The 18,417-nt window shown below is 42.6% G+C and carries 14 protein-coding genes; 4 read left to right on the forward strand and 10 right to left on the reverse strand.

Annotation, left to right across the window (positions count from 1 at the left end):
• Positions 1–6: 6 nt before the first annotated feature.
• Positions 7–1,464, reverse strand: a complete 1,458-nt coding sequence (locus tag JKM87_RS08000; protein WP_202079825.1) for a sensor histidine kinase — start codon at positions 1,462–1,464, stop codon at positions 7–9.
• A 256-nt stretch (positions 1,465–1,720) separates the two neighbouring features.
• Between JKM87_RS08000 and JKM87_RS08005 the strand changes: the two genes are divergently transcribed.
• The 3 genes from JKM87_RS08005 (at position 1,721) to JKM87_RS08015 (ending at position 5,004) form a co-directional block, all read left to right on the forward strand.
• Positions 1,721–2,641, forward strand: a complete 921-nt coding sequence (locus JKM87_RS08005; RefSeq protein WP_202079826.1) for a DMT family transporter — start codon at positions 1,721–1,723, stop codon at positions 2,639–2,641.
• 60 nt (positions 2,642–2,701) lie between these two features.
• The gene (locus JKM87_RS08010; protein ID WP_202079827.1) at positions 2,702–4,492 is read left to right on the forward strand and encodes an outer membrane protein assembly factor BamB family protein; all 1,791 of its coding nucleotides are present in this window, start codon (positions 2,702–2,704) and stop codon (positions 4,490–4,492) included.
• Positions 4,493–4,602: 110 nt separating this feature from the next.
• Positions 4,603–5,004 carry a reverse transcriptase-like protein gene (locus tag JKM87_RS08015; protein WP_202079828.1) on the forward strand — a complete coding sequence of 134 codons (402 nt, stop codon included), beginning with the start codon at positions 4,603–4,605 and terminating at the stop codon, positions 5,002–5,004.
• 63 nt (positions 5,005–5,067) lie between these two features.
• Here the strand turns inward: JKM87_RS08015 and JKM87_RS08020 are convergent, their stop codons facing one another.
• The 5 genes from JKM87_RS08020 to JKM87_RS08040 form a co-directional block, all read right to left on the reverse strand.
• Positions 5,068–5,718 (reverse strand): hypothetical protein, encoded by a 651-nt coding sequence (locus tag JKM87_RS08020; protein WP_202079829.1) that lies wholly within the window; start codon positions 5,716–5,718, stop codon positions 5,068–5,070.
• Between the two features lie 161 nt (positions 5,719–5,879).
• Positions 5,880–6,320 (reverse strand): RDD family protein, encoded by a 441-nt coding sequence (locus tag JKM87_RS08025; RefSeq protein ID WP_202079830.1) that lies wholly within the window; start codon positions 6,318–6,320, stop codon positions 5,880–5,882.
• Between the two features lie 179 nt (positions 6,321–6,499).
• Entirely contained in the window at positions 6,500–6,859 is a 360-nt protein-coding gene (locus JKM87_RS08030; protein WP_202079831.1) for a hypothetical protein, read from the reverse strand.
• A 25-nt stretch (positions 6,860–6,884) separates the two neighbouring features.
• Positions 6,885–7,598, reverse strand: coding sequence for a hypothetical protein (locus JKM87_RS08035; RefSeq protein ID WP_202079832.1), 714 nt, complete (start codon positions 7,596–7,598; stop codon positions 6,885–6,887).
• Positions 7,599–7,847: 249 nt separating this feature from the next.
• A complete protein-coding gene (locus tag JKM87_RS08040) occupies positions 7,848–8,327 on the reverse strand; it encodes an RNA 2'-phosphotransferase (RefSeq protein ID WP_336885149.1) in 480 nt (159 codons plus the stop codon).
• A 741-nt stretch (positions 8,328–9,068) separates the two neighbouring features.
• On the opposite strand from JKM87_RS08040, the gene JKM87_RS08045 reads away from it, so the two are divergent.
• Positions 9,069–9,854, forward strand: a complete 786-nt coding sequence (locus tag JKM87_RS08045) for a TraX family protein (RefSeq protein ID WP_202079833.1) — start codon at positions 9,069–9,071, stop codon at positions 9,852–9,854.
• Positions 9,855–9,937: 83 nt separating this feature from the next.
• Here the strand turns inward: JKM87_RS08045 and JKM87_RS08050 are convergent, their stop codons facing one another.
• The 4 genes from JKM87_RS08050 to JKM87_RS08065 form a co-directional block, all read right to left on the reverse strand.
• The gene (locus JKM87_RS08050; RefSeq protein ID WP_202079834.1) at positions 9,938–10,255 is read right to left on the reverse strand and encodes a hypothetical protein; all 318 of its coding nucleotides are present in this window, start codon (positions 10,253–10,255) and stop codon (positions 9,938–9,940) included.
• Positions 10,256–10,459: 204 nt separating this feature from the next.
• Entirely contained in the window at positions 10,460–10,861 is a 402-nt protein-coding gene (locus tag JKM87_RS08055; RefSeq protein WP_202079835.1) for an immunity 22 family protein, read from the reverse strand.
• Between the two features lie 716 nt (positions 10,862–11,577).
• Positions 11,578–11,979, reverse strand: a complete 402-nt coding sequence (locus tag JKM87_RS08060; protein ID WP_202079836.1) for a hypothetical protein — start codon at positions 11,977–11,979, stop codon at positions 11,578–11,580.
• A gap of 17 nt (positions 11,980–11,996) precedes the next feature.
• Positions 11,997–18,350 carry an RHS repeat-associated core domain-containing protein gene (locus JKM87_RS08065; protein WP_336885150.1) on the reverse strand — a complete coding sequence of 2,118 codons (6,354 nt, stop codon included), beginning with the start codon at positions 18,348–18,350 and terminating at the stop codon, positions 11,997–11,999.
• Positions 18,351–18,417 lie beyond the last annotated feature (67 nt).

Genomic DNA, 18,417 nt, shown 5'->3' on the forward strand with positions numbered 1-18,417 from the left:
ACCTCCTCATCCATTCCCTGTCTTTTTTAGCATGAAAAAGACACTGGTCCCTTCTCCTACTATACTTTCAACCCACATGTCGCCACGGTGCTCCTCAAGGATTCTCTTGGCAATGGCCAGTCCAAGGCCGCTTCCGCCTGTCTTCGTATTCCTAGACGTATCCACACGATAAAACCGATCAAAGACATAAGGCAGCGCCTCCTCGGGAATACCTGGGCCGTTATCCTGTATGTTCACGATGACTTGATCCTCATGCTCTTTTAAACGGACACGAATCTTTTTTTCATCCTTCTCCATATACTTCAAACTGTTGTGGATCACATTCACCACCACGCGTTTGATTTGCTCCCGGTCCATGATCACGTCGTAGGAAGTGTTAGAAGGTGCTTTCTCGGCATGAAAAGAAAGAGCAACCCCTTCGTCCTCAAAATCAACGGTCAACTCCTCCAACACATCAGTCAAAAAGGCTTTGAGGTTGACCTCTTCAAAGTGAAAAGGCAAGCGCTTTAGATCCAATTTGGAGTATAGGGCAAGCTCATCAATTAACCGATCCATATCTGTGGACTTCGTATGAATGTTTTGCAGATATCGCTTCATCTTGTCAGGTGTATTGGCCACACCATCGAGAATGCCTTCCACATGGCCTTTAATAGATGTGATAGGTGTCTTAAGATCGTGGGATATATTCGAGATTAATTCTTTTCTATTTTCCTCATATTGTATTTGCAATGCAGTAGACGCTTTTAATTTTTGCCGCATATGTTCAAAGGCTTGGGCTAACTGACCGAGCTCATCTTTTTTCTTAGGTTTGATGTGAAAGTCTAAATTCCCGTTACTCATCTCCTGTGCGGCCCGCATCAAATCATTGACTGGCTGGAGGATGCTTTTAGACACAAAATACGTGAGTAAACCATTCGTCATGATCAGGATAAGAATGAGGCTGCCAAACAGTAAGGGGAAAAATTGTCTAGCCACATTTGCAGTGGCGCCCGGATCACGAAGAAGAAACAGCGTTCCCTCTGTACCGTCAGGATAAAAATAATCATATGTCTGCATGTAAAAATGACCCGCGCCTATGCTTTGTACCGGCCGCTGACTTTGCTCTGCACCAAACGGGGGCAAATCAGATGGCGATAAGGAATCAAAGTGAGGAGGCACAAAAGTCAGTTCGTCTCCTTTTCTTACGATTAAGGCGGTGTCGTCTTCCATTAAGGTGTCGTTAACAGACGAAAGGTAATCAGGGTTTTCTAACTGTTCGGGTGTCAGTGACGCGACTTTTTTCAAGGCCACCATCTCATGGTTAACGGAGGCACGCTCTGGATCACCAGTATGATTATCCTGCCAAAACCCTCTCACATCTCCAAAGAAAATGGAGACCAGTAACATGGTCGTCAGTACAAAGAATAAAATAGGGATGACGACCATCGCAATATTAGATAAAACTAAACGTTTTCGAATTGACATCATGACACCAACCTTAGCCGTCCGTTCAAGATTTGAAGTTAAGCGTATACAGAAAAGATCTGAAAAGGAATATCAAAATAGGGAACAGAACCCTATCTGCTCTCAATGTATACTATCTTCTCTCAATGTATACTATCTTCGTTTAATGGTCAAAAAGATTGAAACATAACGGCTGATGTGGGACACTTAAGAATGAAAAATTAAGACACTTAGCCCTCGACAGCTAAAGAGTGAAAATGGAAAGAAGGGGTCACATTTGCCTGCGTATTTATATGGACTACTGATGTTACTCAGCCTCATATGGGGGGCTTCATTTTTCTTCATTAAGGTAGGACTGGAGAGTTTTGGCCCTATCGGTGTGGCCTTTTGGCGTTGTCTTTTTGGCGCTGTTGCACTGGCTCCGATCCTCATATACCAAAGGAAACGACTCGACTGGCAAAACCTACCCTGGGGCGCTCTCGTTGCGGTAGGTTTGTTGAATTCCGCCATTCCATGGATGTTACTGGCCTACAGCGAAACGAAGCTCACCAGCAGTTTTGCCAGTGTGTTAAATGCGTCAACGCCTATCTGGACCTTGATTATTGGCATTGTCATCTTCAGGCTTAAATCCACTTTATACCAGTGGCTGGGTATTCTAGTGGGATTCATTGGCATCATCGTCTTGATGGATATAGACTGGTCTGCACTGTACGTGCAAGATTCTTTGGCCGTGGGGGCCATGGTCTTAGTCACACTGTTTTACGGATTCTCATCCCAACTGAGTAAGCGTACTTTAAACGAGGTCTCTGTGTACCAGATTGCCTGTCTGACACTAGTCGTCGGTGCACTTGCAACAGGCGTCATGGCACTTGCTATCGAATCTAACAACTGGGGGAACATCCTTAAGACGGATGTGATATGGAACTTTATTGGACTCGGATCATTAGGTTCTGGGATCGCCTATATCCTCTTTTTCAAGTTAGTGCAAAAAGGAAGTGCTGAGCTTGCGACGATGGTCACTTATCTCGTGCCGCCTTTCGCTATTCTATGGGGGTACTTCCTCCTGAACGAGGCCATAACACCGTCCCTTCTGATCGGTTTGTTACTCATATTGAGCGGTGTCTACTTATCGACGCGTAAGAAAAAAAATCACAAGTCACACCCACAAACCATGACCGAAGAGCAAGCGCAATCATAAAATTGACATGTTTAGACCTTCTCAGACGTAAGATGTGAAAGGAACCTGAGGAGGTCTGACATGAAGAGAGCAAAGTTAAGAAACCTCTGGACCAAGCTCCCTACGATGCTCTTCGTTTCTTTTTTAACCCTATTTTGTTGGTCGCATACCTTAGCGTGGATGAGTGCTGAGCCCCAAATAGGCGGTCTCACTCCGCATCCCCCTGAGGCCCATCGTGATTATCCTGACCAATATACGAGTAAGGCAGACCAACCACTCGTTCGGAATCCTAATAAAACCGCAGAAGACACCGCAGGCGAGCCACAAAAGGCAAAGCGTACCGCCCCGTCAGAGAAAACCGAACCCTTAGATCAAGCGTTTAAAACGGATACATATCCCTCGACCCCTTTTACCTTTCCCACACCACACCCTAGCATTCAGAGCCTACTGACCTATGACATCCTCACCTCAAACCAGGACACACCCGTGACACATGTACCACTAAATGACATGTACTCATACCCTTACACAGACGTTGCAGGGGTGCCGACTTTTCGTGGCAATCCAACGAGAACACAACCCGCGTATGGCTACTTAGAGCAAAGACCAACTACGCTGAAAATAAGGTGGTCCTTCACAACCCGTACGAGTAGCTGGGGTGGTGGTGCCGGTTGGACCGGTCAGCCTGCGATCATCAATTGGCCTGAAGAAACGAGACAGGTGATGAACCTTCGTAGCACCAACGCCCCCAACACCGACCTTGTTGAAGTCATTTACGGTTCATTGGACGGCCGAGTATACTTTTTTGACCTGAAGAACGGCGAGCAGACCCGTGACCCTCTCAACGTCGGCAACCCTATAAAAGGAAGTGTTTCGGTAGACACGAGGGGTTTCCCCTTGTTATATGTAGGGGAAGGCATTCCTGAAACGGGAGAGATCGGTTTCGGCTTATACTCCCTACTAGATCAGAGCTTACTGTATCACCAGAGTGGTTTGGATGCACAGGCCTTTAGGTCTTGGGGTGCTTTTGATAGCTCTGCCTTATTCAATAAGAAGCAGGATAGTATGCTTGTCGGTGGCGAGAATGGGTTGCTTTATCATCTTCAGTTGCGCACGACTTACGAGGCTGAGCCGCCTTCGTTATCCATTGATCCTATCGTGTCTCGTTACCGTTATCGTGTAGAGGGCAACGAACATCAAGGGATAGAAAACGCTGTGGCCATTTACGGAAACTTAGCTTATTTTGCAGACAATGGCGGGAGTGTGCAGGCCATCGACTTACAAACCTTTCAACCGATTTGGGTCCTTGGGCCGACGGATGACACCGATGCCACGCTCACCGTAGACGTAGAAGAAGAAACGCCGTATATATATACGGCAACAGAAGTGGATCAACAAGGGACACAAGGTGATGCTTCCATACGTAAAATCAACGGCTTAACAGGTGAAGTGGTTTGGGATACGCACTATCCCTGTTATTCAGATCCTGATGTCAATGGGGGCGCTTTGGCGACGAATATCGTTGGGAAACATGAGATCGGGGATGTCGTTATTTTCACCCTAGCCCGCTATGGGGCTTTCCATAAAGGACTTATGGTCGCTTTAGATAAGGCGTCCGGTGAGGAAGTCTGGCGATGGGAAATGCCCTATTACGCGTGGTCCTCTCCTGTGGATGTGTATACAAAGGACGGGGAAGCGTTTCTGCTTCAGGCTGACTCCAGGGGACAGCTGTCCCTCTTAGAAGGGACAACGGGCGTGATAATCGATCAGATAGACCTTGGCGCGACGGTTGAGGCCTCTCCGGCGGTGTTTAATGATACACTCGTGCTGGCGACACGCGGGCAACAGATCTTTGGCATTCAAATGCAATAGGATGGGGTGGCTCTTGCGGATAGGATGATGTAGCATGTGCAACTTGCAATCATAAGCGTGCATTCATACAATACTAATAAACAAGTTAACACAACATAAGGAGCTAAACGATGATCAAGGTATACATTGACGGGGCAAGTGCAGGAAATCCAGGACCGTCTGGGGCGGGTATATTCATAAAAAAAGAGGATGGGAGCGTCGAGCGACTCACCATTCCTCTAGGGAGCATGTCTAATCATGAAGCAGAGCTACACGCTTTACTCAAAGCGTTAGAGCACTGCAAGGCGGAAGGGTACAATCAAGTGCTCTTCCATACCGACTCCCAGCTTGTAGAACAAGCCGTTGACAAAAGGTTCGCCAAAAAAGACGCTTACGATACGCTACTAAAACAAGCCCTTACTTACATAGATCGACTGGACCTTTTCTTCCTAAAATGGATTCAGAGTAAAGATAATCCAGCAGACCCTCTCTCCAGAGAGGCGATCCAGATGAACGAACAGAAAGGACGCTAGAGTTAAGGGTAAGGGTAAGGAATAAAGATAAAGAATAAAACACGGATAGTCGTAAGCACCCTTTTAGTCAAACTTAGGGGTATGTTTATAATCGTCGACGAGACGCCTGTATTTCCTATATCCAAAGATAACAACGAGGACCAAAGCACCGAACATGAGTGACACGAACACGTTATGACTGCGCTGAGGTGTGACGTACTCGTTGACCGCCATAAACTGGGAGAAATATGACTGAGACTCCCCTAGTACTTCTCCATCTAGCATATCAATCCACCCATAAGTGTCGTTTACAGGGTAATAACACCCGTCTTCCCCTTCCTGTAGCAGGATAAGAAAAGCGCCACCTCTATACTGATGTCCTTGTATGTGCTCACCGGACTCAACGGGCATACACACCGTGAGGATGCCCCCTACCTCTTCTTCATGTAAAGGTTTGTAATACGCTTCTGCCATAAACAGATGCACGTACCACTCACCCTGGTAACGCTCTTCAGACTGACTATTCAAATCGAACGTCCCCACCGCAATGACGTCTGCAGCTTGTGCACTCTCCCTTGGAGATGAGGTTGGGTCTTCCGCTTCCTGTGCTGTCACTCCGCTACTTGTGACAAATAAACTAGCGCTACAACATAGAATCAAAAACACCATGAACCAACGTCGTATGTGACGTGAGTTGTTATTGTTGCCACGGTCTCCCCCTTGTTGTTGACTCACATGAGTCATCCTCCGTACTCCGGCTGTGTTCATATGTATCCCTCTTTTAACATTTAATAGACGTTATGTTATTATAACATCGCTTTCAAAGGGTTGTCATGGCGGATAAGGAGCATATTTTAATGTCTCCGGTTCGTTCCATACCAAAGCAGTGACGTCCATTATATCTTACTGTTGCTACTATTCTGTTCCTCAATAACCATGACCGTATTAGAAAACATATCTCCTAATCTTCGACCTTCTTTATTCAAAACAAGAACTAGAAATTCAATAGGCCATATAAACATTGTAATATTTCTTACAACTAGCTGCCATTTAGAGGGAACTTCATTATTATTTTCTGAAGACCGAACTTGTAGACCCATTACTCTTTTCCCTATACTTTTCCCTTTGAGTAAGTCTTTAGCAAAATATGGCATAGTCATTAACGCTAATACAACCGATACATAAAACAATAATTCTATGCCATAAGCATTATTGAGTTGTTCCAGGAAAATAAATATAAATATCACTCCTACACATGTGATTATAAGATGGTCTATACAAAAAGCCAATGTTCTTCTAGCCAATAAAGACGTTTTGGTTTCTCTATCTAATGCCATGGATATATCCTCCTTTTAAACATGTAAGACAATGATAGTTTTATTAATGCTATGTATTAAGACACTAACGGGTTACCACGTTTATCTTGAGCAGGAAAAGACTGTTGTAGACTTTTCTACTACTCAAAACTGTAAGCAATCAAAAGGTTTCAAGCAATCAGTTTCATTTACCCATTGCCTTACATTGGCCAGAAGTAGGACCAGATCATACAAACAGCTCCCCAGATTGCTGTAACTAAAACAATCTTTCGTCTCACCCATGTGGAAAAGAATGTAGTAAAGAATAACAGTAACGCCCCGATCGGTAAGATAGTGTTTTGCAGCGGATACCCTTCTTGAACATGCTCTATAGCCAAATAATAAATAATGGCAAATGAAGCAGATGTGACAGCTGTAATCTCAATAAATATTCGCCGATAAGCACGGTAAGTTAATGAAGGGAAAAAATAGATAAGCCAACCGCTTACCCCGTAGACTAAAGCTGTTACTGAGCCTGTTATTACAAATATTAAAATAAATAATAAATCTAAAGCTATCATATTTACAACACACCTTTTTAATGGGTTAGTCAGCGTTGATTAGTAAAGTCTCGTCTACCTCTATCTCTGTTAATGACGATAGTAGTTTTATGAGTCTAGCGTATTCACCATTATCAAACCAAGAGTCTGGTATGGGTATATAACTATCATATTTTGTATTTTTATGGGTTATTTCTAAGGCGTACTTGTCGTCATATCTTAGTTTGGCTTCTGCGTTAAACCCTTCACATTTTTGACTTATAATATCAATATAATTCATTAGTTCTTTTTCGGCAGATAAATATTTTTCTTCCGGTAGCTTTAGATTAATAACCTTGATATTTACAAGTGAACCTAGCGGCATATAGTACAAAGCTTTGTTGTTTTGAATGTTGTTAAGCCAATTAATTTTTATTTCTGATTCATCTATTATTAAATAAATGAGATCCTTTTCTGTCGGTTCAATAAGTAGTTTCTTGTCTCTTGCTTGTTGCAATTTATAATCATATTTAATAACAAAAAAATAAACACAAAGGCCACTTGCCGTTAAGCCAAAATAAAGTTTAAAAAAGAAGGATGAGCCATTATCGATAAATATATAATATGTAAAGATAAGTGGAATGACGATACTACTTATTATTCTAAACCTTATCATATTAATGTTTACATCCCAATGCTCCTTTGTATCGTATGGTGTGAAAAAAAATGGACGTATAAAGTACCATTCATTCTTTGAGCATTTAAATTGATTTACTTCCATAATTGCGCCTCCCACTAATTACAACTTGCTGACAATTGTTGGTATACAATGACGCTAAGCTGGCCATAATCTTACTCAAATATTCGTAGTATAATTCATTATCCTTTTTGATAACGCCTCTTTTCCGTGCGAGTTGACTTTTCCTCAACCCTTAGTCCTTCACTCTATTCTAGAATTCTATCAAAAAGACTGTAGACCTAATGTACTTTACTGTACTTAATCTACAGTCTAGACGGTTCGTTAAGGTTGCTAAAAATCAATAAATTTACTTGGTATAGAATGAGCTAACCAAACACTATCATTACCTTTATAAAATCTAACTCCTTCATTCCACGCCTCTACAGCTTTTATGCATAACAAGGTTGGATTAGTATCCCGCCTTTTACCAACTTGTTTGGCAGTTTCTACATCAGAAGCTTTTTGCGGTAGTAACCCTTTCCTTTTTATCCTATCAACATATCTTGCTGCAGTACCATGATATAGTACAGCAGGGGGACATTTAGCATCTTTTATTATCCTATGAGGTGTTGAATGGCCATATAATGCCCTAATTCGACCGTCTATAATTTCATACCTCTTTTTATCGGAGCTCATAATCATGTGTTTTAAGACTTCCTCGTTCACATCTTTCCATATCCTTTTTTCACGCAAAGAATACAAAAGCTGGCTAATATCTACCCAACCCTCTTCATTTAATTCTAGTTCGTACTCCCAGGGTGCGTGACGCAAAGCATATAAACCTCTTTACTCAGCCTCTTTAGATCCATCACTATCCCTCATCATATTAGAATCGTTAGTAGTGAATACTGTTTATCAGTCTTGTCTTTGTACTACATTAAAATAACGAACATTCTTTCTCACATCGTCATTTAATATATTTGCTACTTTTTGGGGATAATAATTAGGTTAAAATGGGTTTTCGATTTCAAAGTTATACTAGGAAATGATCTATTTTATAAAAAATCACCATTACTGTATTCGATAGCCAAAGGGAAATTGTGGTAGTCATTTTAAAACTTTTTTGTCTTATTGGTTCTCACGCTGGGCAGCCCCACGACATTTCCTTCCCTCATTCGTCACATTTCGACATATTCCTAACGGTGGCATTGTTATAGTATAACAGAATCCCCTGAACCTCCTTACTTGCAGGAAGAGGAGGAAGGAGGAATGGTAATAGTAATTCTAGGCTAGTAATCAATAACCTTCATAATGACACTTTGGAGGTTGATTTTATTTAAAATGGCTATTGGAAGAGTAAAGTTATAACTTATACTGTAAGTGGTGGGGGAACTAAGTTTGCCTTTCCTAGCGGGTCGGATAGCTTAATAATTTATGCCCTAGTGTAGTGAATTTTCCGAATACCTTAGAAAAAGATAAAAAGTACAGAGCTTATGACTGGACTGCCCAAACGGCAAAGAAAAACTTTGGCGTTTGGCTTTTACGTTTATTCTATAGTAAGGGAGAAGCCGCATGACAAGTACTAAGCTAAAAATGATTGCATTGGCGACAATGTTTATTGACCATTATGGACACTTTATACCAGATTCACCAGATTGGATGAGGTGGGTAGGGAGAGTCGCTGCTCCGATCTTTATCTATTGTGTCGTGATCGGATATAAGCATACCTCTAACAGAAAAAGATACCTGACCCGTTTAGGGATAGCTGCAGTTGGAATGAGTTTCCTGAACCTATTTATAAACTTTCATGTTTACTATTCAGATTTAAACAGACTGTATATTGAAATGAACTTCTTCTCTACTTTATTTTTAATCGTCTTCCTTATCATGCTGCTGGAAAAAAAGAAAGTAAGATTTTTAATAGGGTTGTTTGTGTGGCAATTTGTTTCTTTCTTCATATTTGGCTCTCTCGAAGTCACAGGGTTGCTTAATTCCCCAATGGCCATTTTCACAATTCAAACTTCTGGAAACCTTCTTGTAGTTGATGGCGGTCTCCTAATGATCTTATTAGGTATCCTCTTTTATTTTGCAAAAGAAAATAAATGGAAAGTGACGATAAGCTATGGTTTTTATTGTCTCATACTCTTTTATCTGGTTAGAAGATGGGGATGGATACGGGAGGGATTATTTTCACATTTATTTGGATTTTTTGATTTTCAATGGATGATGATTTTCGCTCTGCCACTGCTGCTATTATACAATGGCAAAAAGGGGATCGGGTTAAAGTACTTTTTCTACGTCTTTTATCCTCTGCACATCGCAGTACTTTGGTATATAGGTATGGTACTCAGTCAATAAACTAAACACACCAAACAGTGTGATGTTATATTTTAGCTCCCAGTTTTTTCTTTTAATATTGCTGATTCTAAAGCGGTCGTCACTCACTCCTTTGTCATTCTACTATCCATGCCCCAACCTACGATCTTTCTAGTATAAAGATCCATGATGCTAGCTAGTTTATTGTTCCGGCGAAGCTTTGCTTTCAAGGCAGCATCTTCGATCAGCCAGTCGGAGACAATTTCTCCCCACTTTTCTTCATACATCATGCCCCGTTTTTTCGGTATCTCTTCCGAAGGAAGTTGGTCGATATCCGCATATTTCTTCGCTGTGACCCAGCTTATTCCTGTTCTTTTTGTAATAGCGTTTATAGATAAACATTTCTCGTTTCGTAATTTTTTGATATGCTTAATTTCAGGCATTGCCAGCATCCTTTCACTTCCTCACTCGTTTTTGATTCGACACCAATAACGGTAGAGGGTTTTGTCAGGGCTGGCAAACCTTCTAAAGTTTTTCTTGCAAAACTCTTAAATTCTATTTTGCACTACACAGGCTGATTAAAATATATTTTTATCTGTATTATAAAGCAACCCTACCAGATAAGTAATCTCTGAACCATAGCTAAATCAATTCTCCATACCTTTAAGAGTTCTCTTACTATAATTTGTAGCAGCAATAAAATCAAAAGCACCAGTTGATCTAATTCCACTGTTATATTCAAAATTATATATTAAAATTACTGCATTATATGATTTCTTTAGGTTTATACTTTTCTGGATTTTTGGGATGACAATTTCTTCATACGAACACCCATCTAATAATGCTGAAATATCACTACTACTATTCTTATAGACCACTTTTTCTATAGTATCCTCATCTGTTTCATCCATATCAATATTAAAATCGATAAAGAATTGGGGAGGGACAGACTCGCCATCCTCATCATACGTTAAATCAACATACTCTCCTATTGAGTCCTCATCGTTAATATTCCCTAACCAAATTGAAACCCATCCTTGTTTTTCCATTATAGTATCCTCCTACTTTAATCTTAGACCTTGTGGTAAAGACGAAACTCCACCATCCCTCTTTTCAATTAAAATTAGGGTATATACACAGCATGTTTAATAACAGGTAATTGACCTTCCACTCTAGTATTGCAAAAATTAATTTCCAACGTTGGTCAACCTATCATAGGTTATACCTTGTCTGCTTGCTTGTTCAACTGATCCTACTAGATATTATCTGTTGATCAGTCATTATATTGCCGTGAGATACTGTCCTAGTTGATTTGTCGCATTAGGTGAACCCATTACCTACTATTCCCAGCAGTAAGTTCAAAAGATTTTGGGATAACCGTTCCCGCATGTGCTGGTTGAGTGGCTTTGACTGAATCCCTGACAGTCCCTGTTTTACCCGTACCCTTATGAGCTATAAATAAAAAGTCAGCCAAATACTATTAAACGTTACCCCACTGTTTATCGCCACGAGCTTTGTCATTCTCGTTAGTTTGTAAGCTATTCCATGTCATAACTAACCCTGCCATGTAAAATGTCATCTCGTCCAATTCTCGCACTTTTCTTCCTAGCCAGTATTAAAATAAAACTCCTTGATGGTACTACCATCATGAGCTCTCGATTCTCAAACAAAGCACTTTCTTATTGTCTTACTTAAATATCAGCTGATTTATCATGAATTAAAGTAAAAACCTTGAAAGGCATTTAGCCAATCAAGGTTTGGAGTATTAGAATTCTTCCAGTGAAATAGCTTCCATAGAACTACAGTAAAACTCAATAAAGTTGTATCCATCGTTCTCACCATACCCACTGTCATCATGAACGTGGTATCGTTGACTCCTATCCCATCCTAACTCTTTTTTATCATGTACTATCAAACTTCTAGTCAGGTAAAGATTTGTAATTTTTCTTACACTAAGATCAGAAACATTAAAGTATCTGATTTTCATTTTGAAGCGTTGATTTGTTTCAATAACCGAGACATGAAAAGAAAGGGTTAGTGAAGTCGTGTAATTATCTTCAAAATCTATATCCATAGCGTAGTCAATTCCCACTATTTCCTTATAAGTCCACGAGCCAAGGGCGTTTAATTTATCTGTTACAGTCTCGTAATTTTTTATAAAAATCAAAAAGCGTTCCTCCCTCATTAATCAATAAACTTTATCTTGTTTGTTTTGCCATCAATTATCCCTTGTCTTAGTCTACCAGTAGAAAAGTCCATAAAATATTTTATTTCTGCTTTAACACTTTTTCCTGCATCTTGATAAATGTACTCATGCATATGTGGGTTTGTGTGATGAAAAGAATTCCCATGGTCAGTATAATCAATTCTATATTTTTGCTTACCTGCTTGGTCATAGATTACTCTTGAATTTTCTACCTTACCACTTGAACCTAATCGACTAAAATCAATCCTAGCTCCTGGTGTTCCTTGTATTGGGGCATAATTATTTTTGTAATATTCATCAGGCAGGAATGGTTCTTTAGCAAAGTCATCAACTTTCCCCGTACCCTCAGTCAAGTTATTAACCGCAGGTAATGTAGTCGTATCGTCTACACTATTCAACACTTGTCTAGAGGTGTCGTTGGTACCTTTATTGAAACCTTTAAGTGCTTGAGTTCCTACTGCATCAGAACCTGCACTTAGTACCATATCAGTCATAAGCTCATTTAGGCTAAATTCACTACGTTCACCTTGGGCTATTTCAATACTTTGTCTTGTGACATTATCTGCGGCACCTGAGGTTGCGCCTACTGCGAGTGTTTGACTGACGGCCTTTCCTACCTTTAATACGTTAGATATACCACCACTAACGGCGCCTCCAACAGCTGCGCTAGCGTATTCGGCACTTGAGCTGAATTCCCAATCTGAGGCATTCCAACCGTGTTTGTAAAGGTTCATACCAACATCAAAGGCTGCTGTCGTTGCGACGCCAACGACTGCACCAACGGCAAACTGTATAAAATGCCCTGTCGGATCATGATACCTTATCGGGTTGTTATGCCCGTAGGTGTATAGGTTCAAGCTTAACGGGTCGGTATATTCCCCTCTGTACGTATCCTCGGTGATGAATCTTGCGATTTCAGGGTCGTAGTATCTAGCGTTAAGGTAGTAATACTCTAGTTCACTGTCATAGACATAGCCTGCATAACGGTACGGATTGGCGATCGTTTCCTCTTCAACGAGGTGGTGACCGAAGATGTCGTAGTCGTACGTGTTGAGGATATTACCCTCGTAGTCGGTGACCTGCATGACATCGGCGTGACCGTTATACACATAGAATAACATATCTGCTTGGCCTACTTGTCGATGAATCAGGTTGTGACCGTAAGTCTGATGGTGGACCATCCCTGAACCGTCTATCTCCGCGGCTACTTTATCATCGGAGTAGAGGTACGTTGTGGTGCCTTGGCCGTCCGTTTTCCCAACCCGATAACCGTCTCCATTGTAGGTATAGCTGATGTCTCCAGCTGCCGTTTGAGATGAAGTGAGCTGGTTAAAGTTGTTGTACGTATAGACGTCTGGCTCTCCACCGTTTGTGGTGACGGTAAGCTGATTCCCGTTGGCGTCGTATCCATACTCAACGGTCGTGTTTTCGACTGTATCCACTGCTTGTTCCAAACGGTTGCGGCTCTCGTACGAGTAGGTGATGTCAGAGATCATAGCGCCGCCGGCATCTTTTACGATTTGGGTTTCGCGGTTGCCTGCCCTATCGTACGTGTACGTGGTGGTGTGGCCGTTCGGTTCTTCAATGGTGGTGACGCGATCCCAGGTGTCGTAGGTGAAGGACGTCTTTCCTTTCGGTTCTATCTTATACTCTTGCGTTCCGTTCGGATAGTACCCATATTCAAATATTTGATCCTCTGCCCCACTGCTAGCTGGGAATTGGTTACGCAGCTTCGTTAATAGATTACGTCCGTCATACTCATACGACGTGTGCATGCCGTTATATAAGGTCTGTGTTTCACGGTTTCCATTGTCGTCGTAGGTGTAAGTTGTGGTTCTCGTGCTGTCGCCGAGCATGACATGCTTTAATCGTTTGAGCTCATCGTACTCATAGAAGACGGTGTGGCTTTCATCCCCGATGATGACCTTCTCCATGCTACGTAAATCTCGGCTGTTGTAGCGGTACTCGACTTGGGACCCGTCAGGATAAGTGATGAGGTCAAGTCGGTTATTGTAATCGCGTCGGTAATTCGTTTCACCACTGGCATCCACCATTTTGACGCGTTCACCTAGTTCATACTCGTAGGAGATCGTTTCATCTCCAGCTACTTCACTCGTTAATTGCCCAACGCCATCGTACGTGTAATCGGTGATCACACCGTTGCGATCCGTTTTAGTGTCAATGTTGCCGACAGCGTCATACGTGTAGTGCTCCACTTTCTCTTCAGGATCAATGATATCCGTCCGTTGATTTAGGCTATCGTAGCGATAGGTGGTGGTATGTCCTTCACCATTCGTTTGCGTTTCAACGTTGTCGTTTAGGTCATACGTGTAAGAGACCTCCACGATGCCTGTTTCGCCCTCTTTGACCGCTTCAAGGCGATCGAGAGAATCATAGTCGAATTCAATCCGGTTGCCATTCGCATCGACTTCAGCCTCTTTATTACCGACGAGGTCATACTCATACGATGTCACGTGTCGCTCCGGATCTATTTCTTTTTCCAATCGATCGAAGTGATCGTATTTGTATTCCCACTGTCCACCTTTGCCATCAATCTCTAAAACCTTGTTACCGACGGCGTCGTAGCGGTATTCAAAGACGGCTTGCGGTTGGTCTGGATGGTCTGGATCGACAGGGTTAATGGTCTTCACATGTTGATCTAATGCATTGTATTGATACTCCGTTACGTGACCGTCTTCATCGTAATGGAGCCTTTCATTGCCATGCACATCGTATTCAAAACTCTCAACGTTACCGTAAGGACGGATGATACGCTTTAAAAATTGGAGTGCTGTGTACTTATACTCTGTTGCTGGTAAAGTCCCTAGTTGTTCGGTTAGGACGTTACCGAAATCATCATAGGTGTACTCCGTTCGATCCCCTTCCGGATTCACCTCTGCGGTAACCCAGCCTAAGTCGTTATATTCTTGTTCCCATACATAGCCTGCGGCATCGATCTCGAAGATGTGATTCCCCACCGCATCGTAGCGATATTCCGTCTTGTTCCGCTTGGCATCGTAGACGAATTGCTCACGATTCAGTTCATCGTACATCGTTTCCGTGATGTTACCTTTGGCATCGATGACGTGTGTTTGGTTGCCGTTTGCATCGTAACGATACTCTATCGCTTGGACTTCACCCGACTCTTCATGGGTTCTGCTTTCAAGCGTGAGCTGATTCAATTCATCATAGTCGTAGGTGGTCACTCTGTTTAAGGCATCAATCTCCTCTTTCACATTGCCATTGGCGTCATAACGGTACTCGTTCTTCACGCCCGTCGACTTGTAAGTCCCTTCAAACGTGTCATCGATCGGCTCGTCACGTTGGACAAAGGTTTCCTCCGTGATAAGCTGGTTCGCTTCATCGTACGTCATTTTCGCGTAACGCCCTAAAGGATCTTCTTCTCCTGTGACGTTGCCGTTAGCATCATAATGTGTCTCATAGACGTTTCCTTGTGGATCTGTTTCCTTCGTTTGACGATCTAGTGCATCATACTCATACGAAGTGGTATAGCCCCGTTTGTTGGTGTAACTTTTTATGTTGCCGTTGGCGTCATAATCATAAATCTCGACATTGCCATTGGCGTCGTAGACTTGACGTAATTGATCCGCATCGTCGTAAACGTTACTTACTTGCAAGCGATCGCCCACCGTTTCACGTAATAAGCGATCAGCATAGTCATATTCATAATGTGTGGAAATGGTACGCTCGTCATCTACAGACTGTATCTCTTCTACGAGACGGTGCACGTCATCGTATCTAAACGTGGTCGTGGCTCCGAGTGCATCGATTTCCTGAACCTTGTTGCCCACCGGATCGTAGCGGTAAGTCGTCACGTTACCTTTGGCATCAATTTTCTTGGTACGTTGATTTTTCTCATTATATCTGTATGTGGTGACGTTATGTCTTCGATCGATCTCTTTGACTTTGTTTCCTACGTCATCATAATCGTAATGGATCGTTTCTCCTTTGGCATCCGTCATTACTTTCGTTCGACCCATTTTGTCATATTGAAAGCTAGTCGTGTATCCCTTAGGATCTTTCTCGTATCTGAGTAATCCAATGTTGTAGTAGATATTCTCTGTGACTCGGTTCAGAGGATCAATGATCTTCGTGCGATTATGAAACGCATCGTTGTATTGATACTGAGTCACGTTGCCACGCTTGTCTTTGATCTGTTTGACTAACCCCTTGATCGCCGTACTACTGTAGTATAGGTACTCTGTGGCGTGACCGAGCGGATCAGTTTCCGTTAACAAGTGGATGCCATCCTCATCATACTCATAGGATGTGGTGTGTCCACGTGGATTCGTTTCACTCGTCAACTGGTTCTGATCGTTATATTCCATCGTTGTCTTACGCCCGATTGGGTCCGTGTGACTGACAAGGTTGTGGTTGGCATCATACTCACGCACGATTGTGCGGAATGAATCGACCACTGTTCCGTCATCCTGTTTCTCACGTTTCACTACCTCTTGGACGGTCACTCTGGTTGGACGGTTCTCAGATCTGATATCTTTATACTCTTCATTGTCTTGGGTATCGTCTGTGTCGTATTGGCTAAGGTCATGCCACTCGCCATTATATTTAACCTCGTACGTATATTGCTTCTTACCGCCGATGCTATTAATTTCTTCCACAGGCTTTAGTTCTTGGTTATATGTGACCTTCTGCTCTTGCCCGTTTTCGTCGATTACGTATCTCGCCTTGTTAATATCGTCGTAAATATACAGTTTGACATGCTCAAGACCATCATAGCGTTTAATCAGACGATCGAACGTGTCGTATTCGTTACGAACCACCTGATGACCATTGGCATCTATAACCCGATGAAGGAGCTGTTTCTTGTCTGCTTCTGGTGTCTCTTCCTCATCTTCACCTTCGCGGCTATCTGTATATAAATACCTTGTGATGTGACCTTCGAGGTCGGTTACCGAAACGAGATAATCGCCTTCGTAATCATATTGGACCGCTCGACCCGGCGCGCCCAAGATATATTCTTGTACTTGCGTCATTTGCCCTGCATCGTTGTAGGACATCACGAGTTTACGATCGACGTTATCATAAACTCTTTTAATCTTGTCATACTCGTCATGGTACTCAATCGTAATCCGATTGCCATACTTGTCTTTTTTACCCACGAGTTTCCCGGAGGTTTCGTCATAAATAAATTGAGATTGATCCTGTCTGGTCAGGATGTACGCTCCGTCTCTTTTTACGAGCGTATCGTAGACACCGTAAGGACTAGTGTAGGTTGTCTCGTTGTTAACCTGATCCTCTTCAAAGAAAGGAATCTCTGTCCCTGATGGATAGGTGATTCTCGCCGTTTCGATATCATTAAAGGTTGTCACATACCAGCTGGCAACATAGCCTGTACCACCATTGTGACTGATTTGGTACCATGTTCGTCCATTGGAGTCTGTCACAGTCCCCTGCACTTCAATAATGGTACCGTAGCTGACTTGGCCTATGACCTCTCCAGGGACGCTGCTGCTGGCCTGTTCAGAGCCCTCTGGTATATACTTATCGTCTCTGACGTTCAGGGTACTGGCCGTCACGAAGCCGTATTCGCTTGTCTTGGTGATGAAAGAGTCGTACGATGTGCGCCAGCCATCTCCGAGCACTGTGACATTACCAGCTTCACTTGAGTTGTATGTTCTGCCGATGTCTAAATCTAATCCCGAGCTTTTTATCGTGATGTCTGTATGTTCTTCGAGGTAGTTCCCCGTTAATAGATTGACGCCGTTATCTTCTATCCACTGTTTGGCACCTTCATAGTCTGTCCCGTTAAACATGTTGGAATAGAACGTTCGCTCTGAATCTGATGTATCACTTCTGATTATCTCTCTAATACCAATCGATTTGACAATGCTATCGAATATGTGGTCAATACGATCGTCAAGTTCATCTTCCGTTAACCGTTTGGTATCCATCGTGAAGAACGTGCCGTTCGTCTCCGTGGCGATATGTTTGAGTGCTTCTTGCTGGGTCGCCCCCAGTCCCATGGCCACAGTATGAGCGGTGATATCTTGATTAGACAATTGCTCCGCTATATCTCGTACCGCATCAACGTCTAGCTCTGGCCATTGACGCTCGTCCCCCACTTCCGGTACGTCCCGTAGCGTTGGATACGTTTCACCCTCTGTCATGGTCCAAATGGTCTCAAAGTCCCAATCTGTGAACGTGGATTGGGTTTGCATTTCTTCGGTGGTTTTTGGAGTGGCGCCGGTGGTGCTTGTACTCCTTGAGGTATCTTTATCATAAAAGTTGTTAGAGTAACTTGAACCAGAACTGTAGTTGTACCCTACAAGACCACCATAACCCACTCCCACTGAGTATGAGTTTTCTATAGTGGCATTATATACTCGACCTATAAATCCGCCATTACTTGCATTACCT

The sequence above is a fragment of the Caldalkalibacillus salinus genome, assembly GCF_016745835.1.
Taxonomy (GTDB): domain Bacteria; phylum Bacillota; class Bacilli; order Caldalkalibacillales; family JCM-10596; genus Caldalkalibacillus_A; species Caldalkalibacillus_A salinus.

What these genes read in the sequence shown, in the direction of transcription:
- JKM87_RS08055 (WP_202079835.1), bottom strand. Translation starts at nt 10,861, where the DNA reads ATGGAAAAACAAGGATGGGTTTCAATTTGGTTAGGGAATATTAACGAT.
- JKM87_RS08030 (WP_202079831.1), bottom strand. Translation starts at nt 6,859, where the DNA reads ATGATAGCTTTAGATTTATTATTTATTTTAATATTTGTAATAACAGGC.
- JKM87_RS08010 (WP_202079827.1), top strand. Translation starts at nt 2,702, where the DNA reads ATGAAGAGAGCAAAGTTAAGAAACCTCTGGACCAAGCTCCCTACGATG.
- JKM87_RS08000 (WP_202079825.1), bottom strand. Translation starts at nt 1,464, where the DNA reads ATGTCAATTCGAAAACGTTTAGTTTTATCTAATATTGCGATGGTCGTC.
- JKM87_RS08045 (WP_202079833.1), top strand. Translation starts at nt 9,069, where the DNA reads ATGACAAGTACTAAGCTAAAAATGATTGCATTGGCGACAATGTTTATT.
- JKM87_RS08035 (WP_202079832.1), bottom strand. Translation starts at nt 7,598, where the DNA reads ATGGAAGTAAATCAATTTAAATGCTCAAAGAATGAATGGTACTTTATA.
- JKM87_RS08015 (WP_202079828.1), top strand. Translation starts at nt 4,603, where the DNA reads ATGATCAAGGTATACATTGACGGGGCAAGTGCAGGAAATCCAGGACCG.
- JKM87_RS08025 (WP_202079830.1), bottom strand. Translation starts at nt 6,320, where the DNA reads ATGGCATTAGATAGAGAAACCAAAACGTCTTTATTGGCTAGAAGAACA.
- JKM87_RS08050 (WP_202079834.1), bottom strand. Translation starts at nt 10,255, where the DNA reads ATGCCTGAAATTAAGCATATCAAAAAATTACGAAACGAGAAATGTTTA.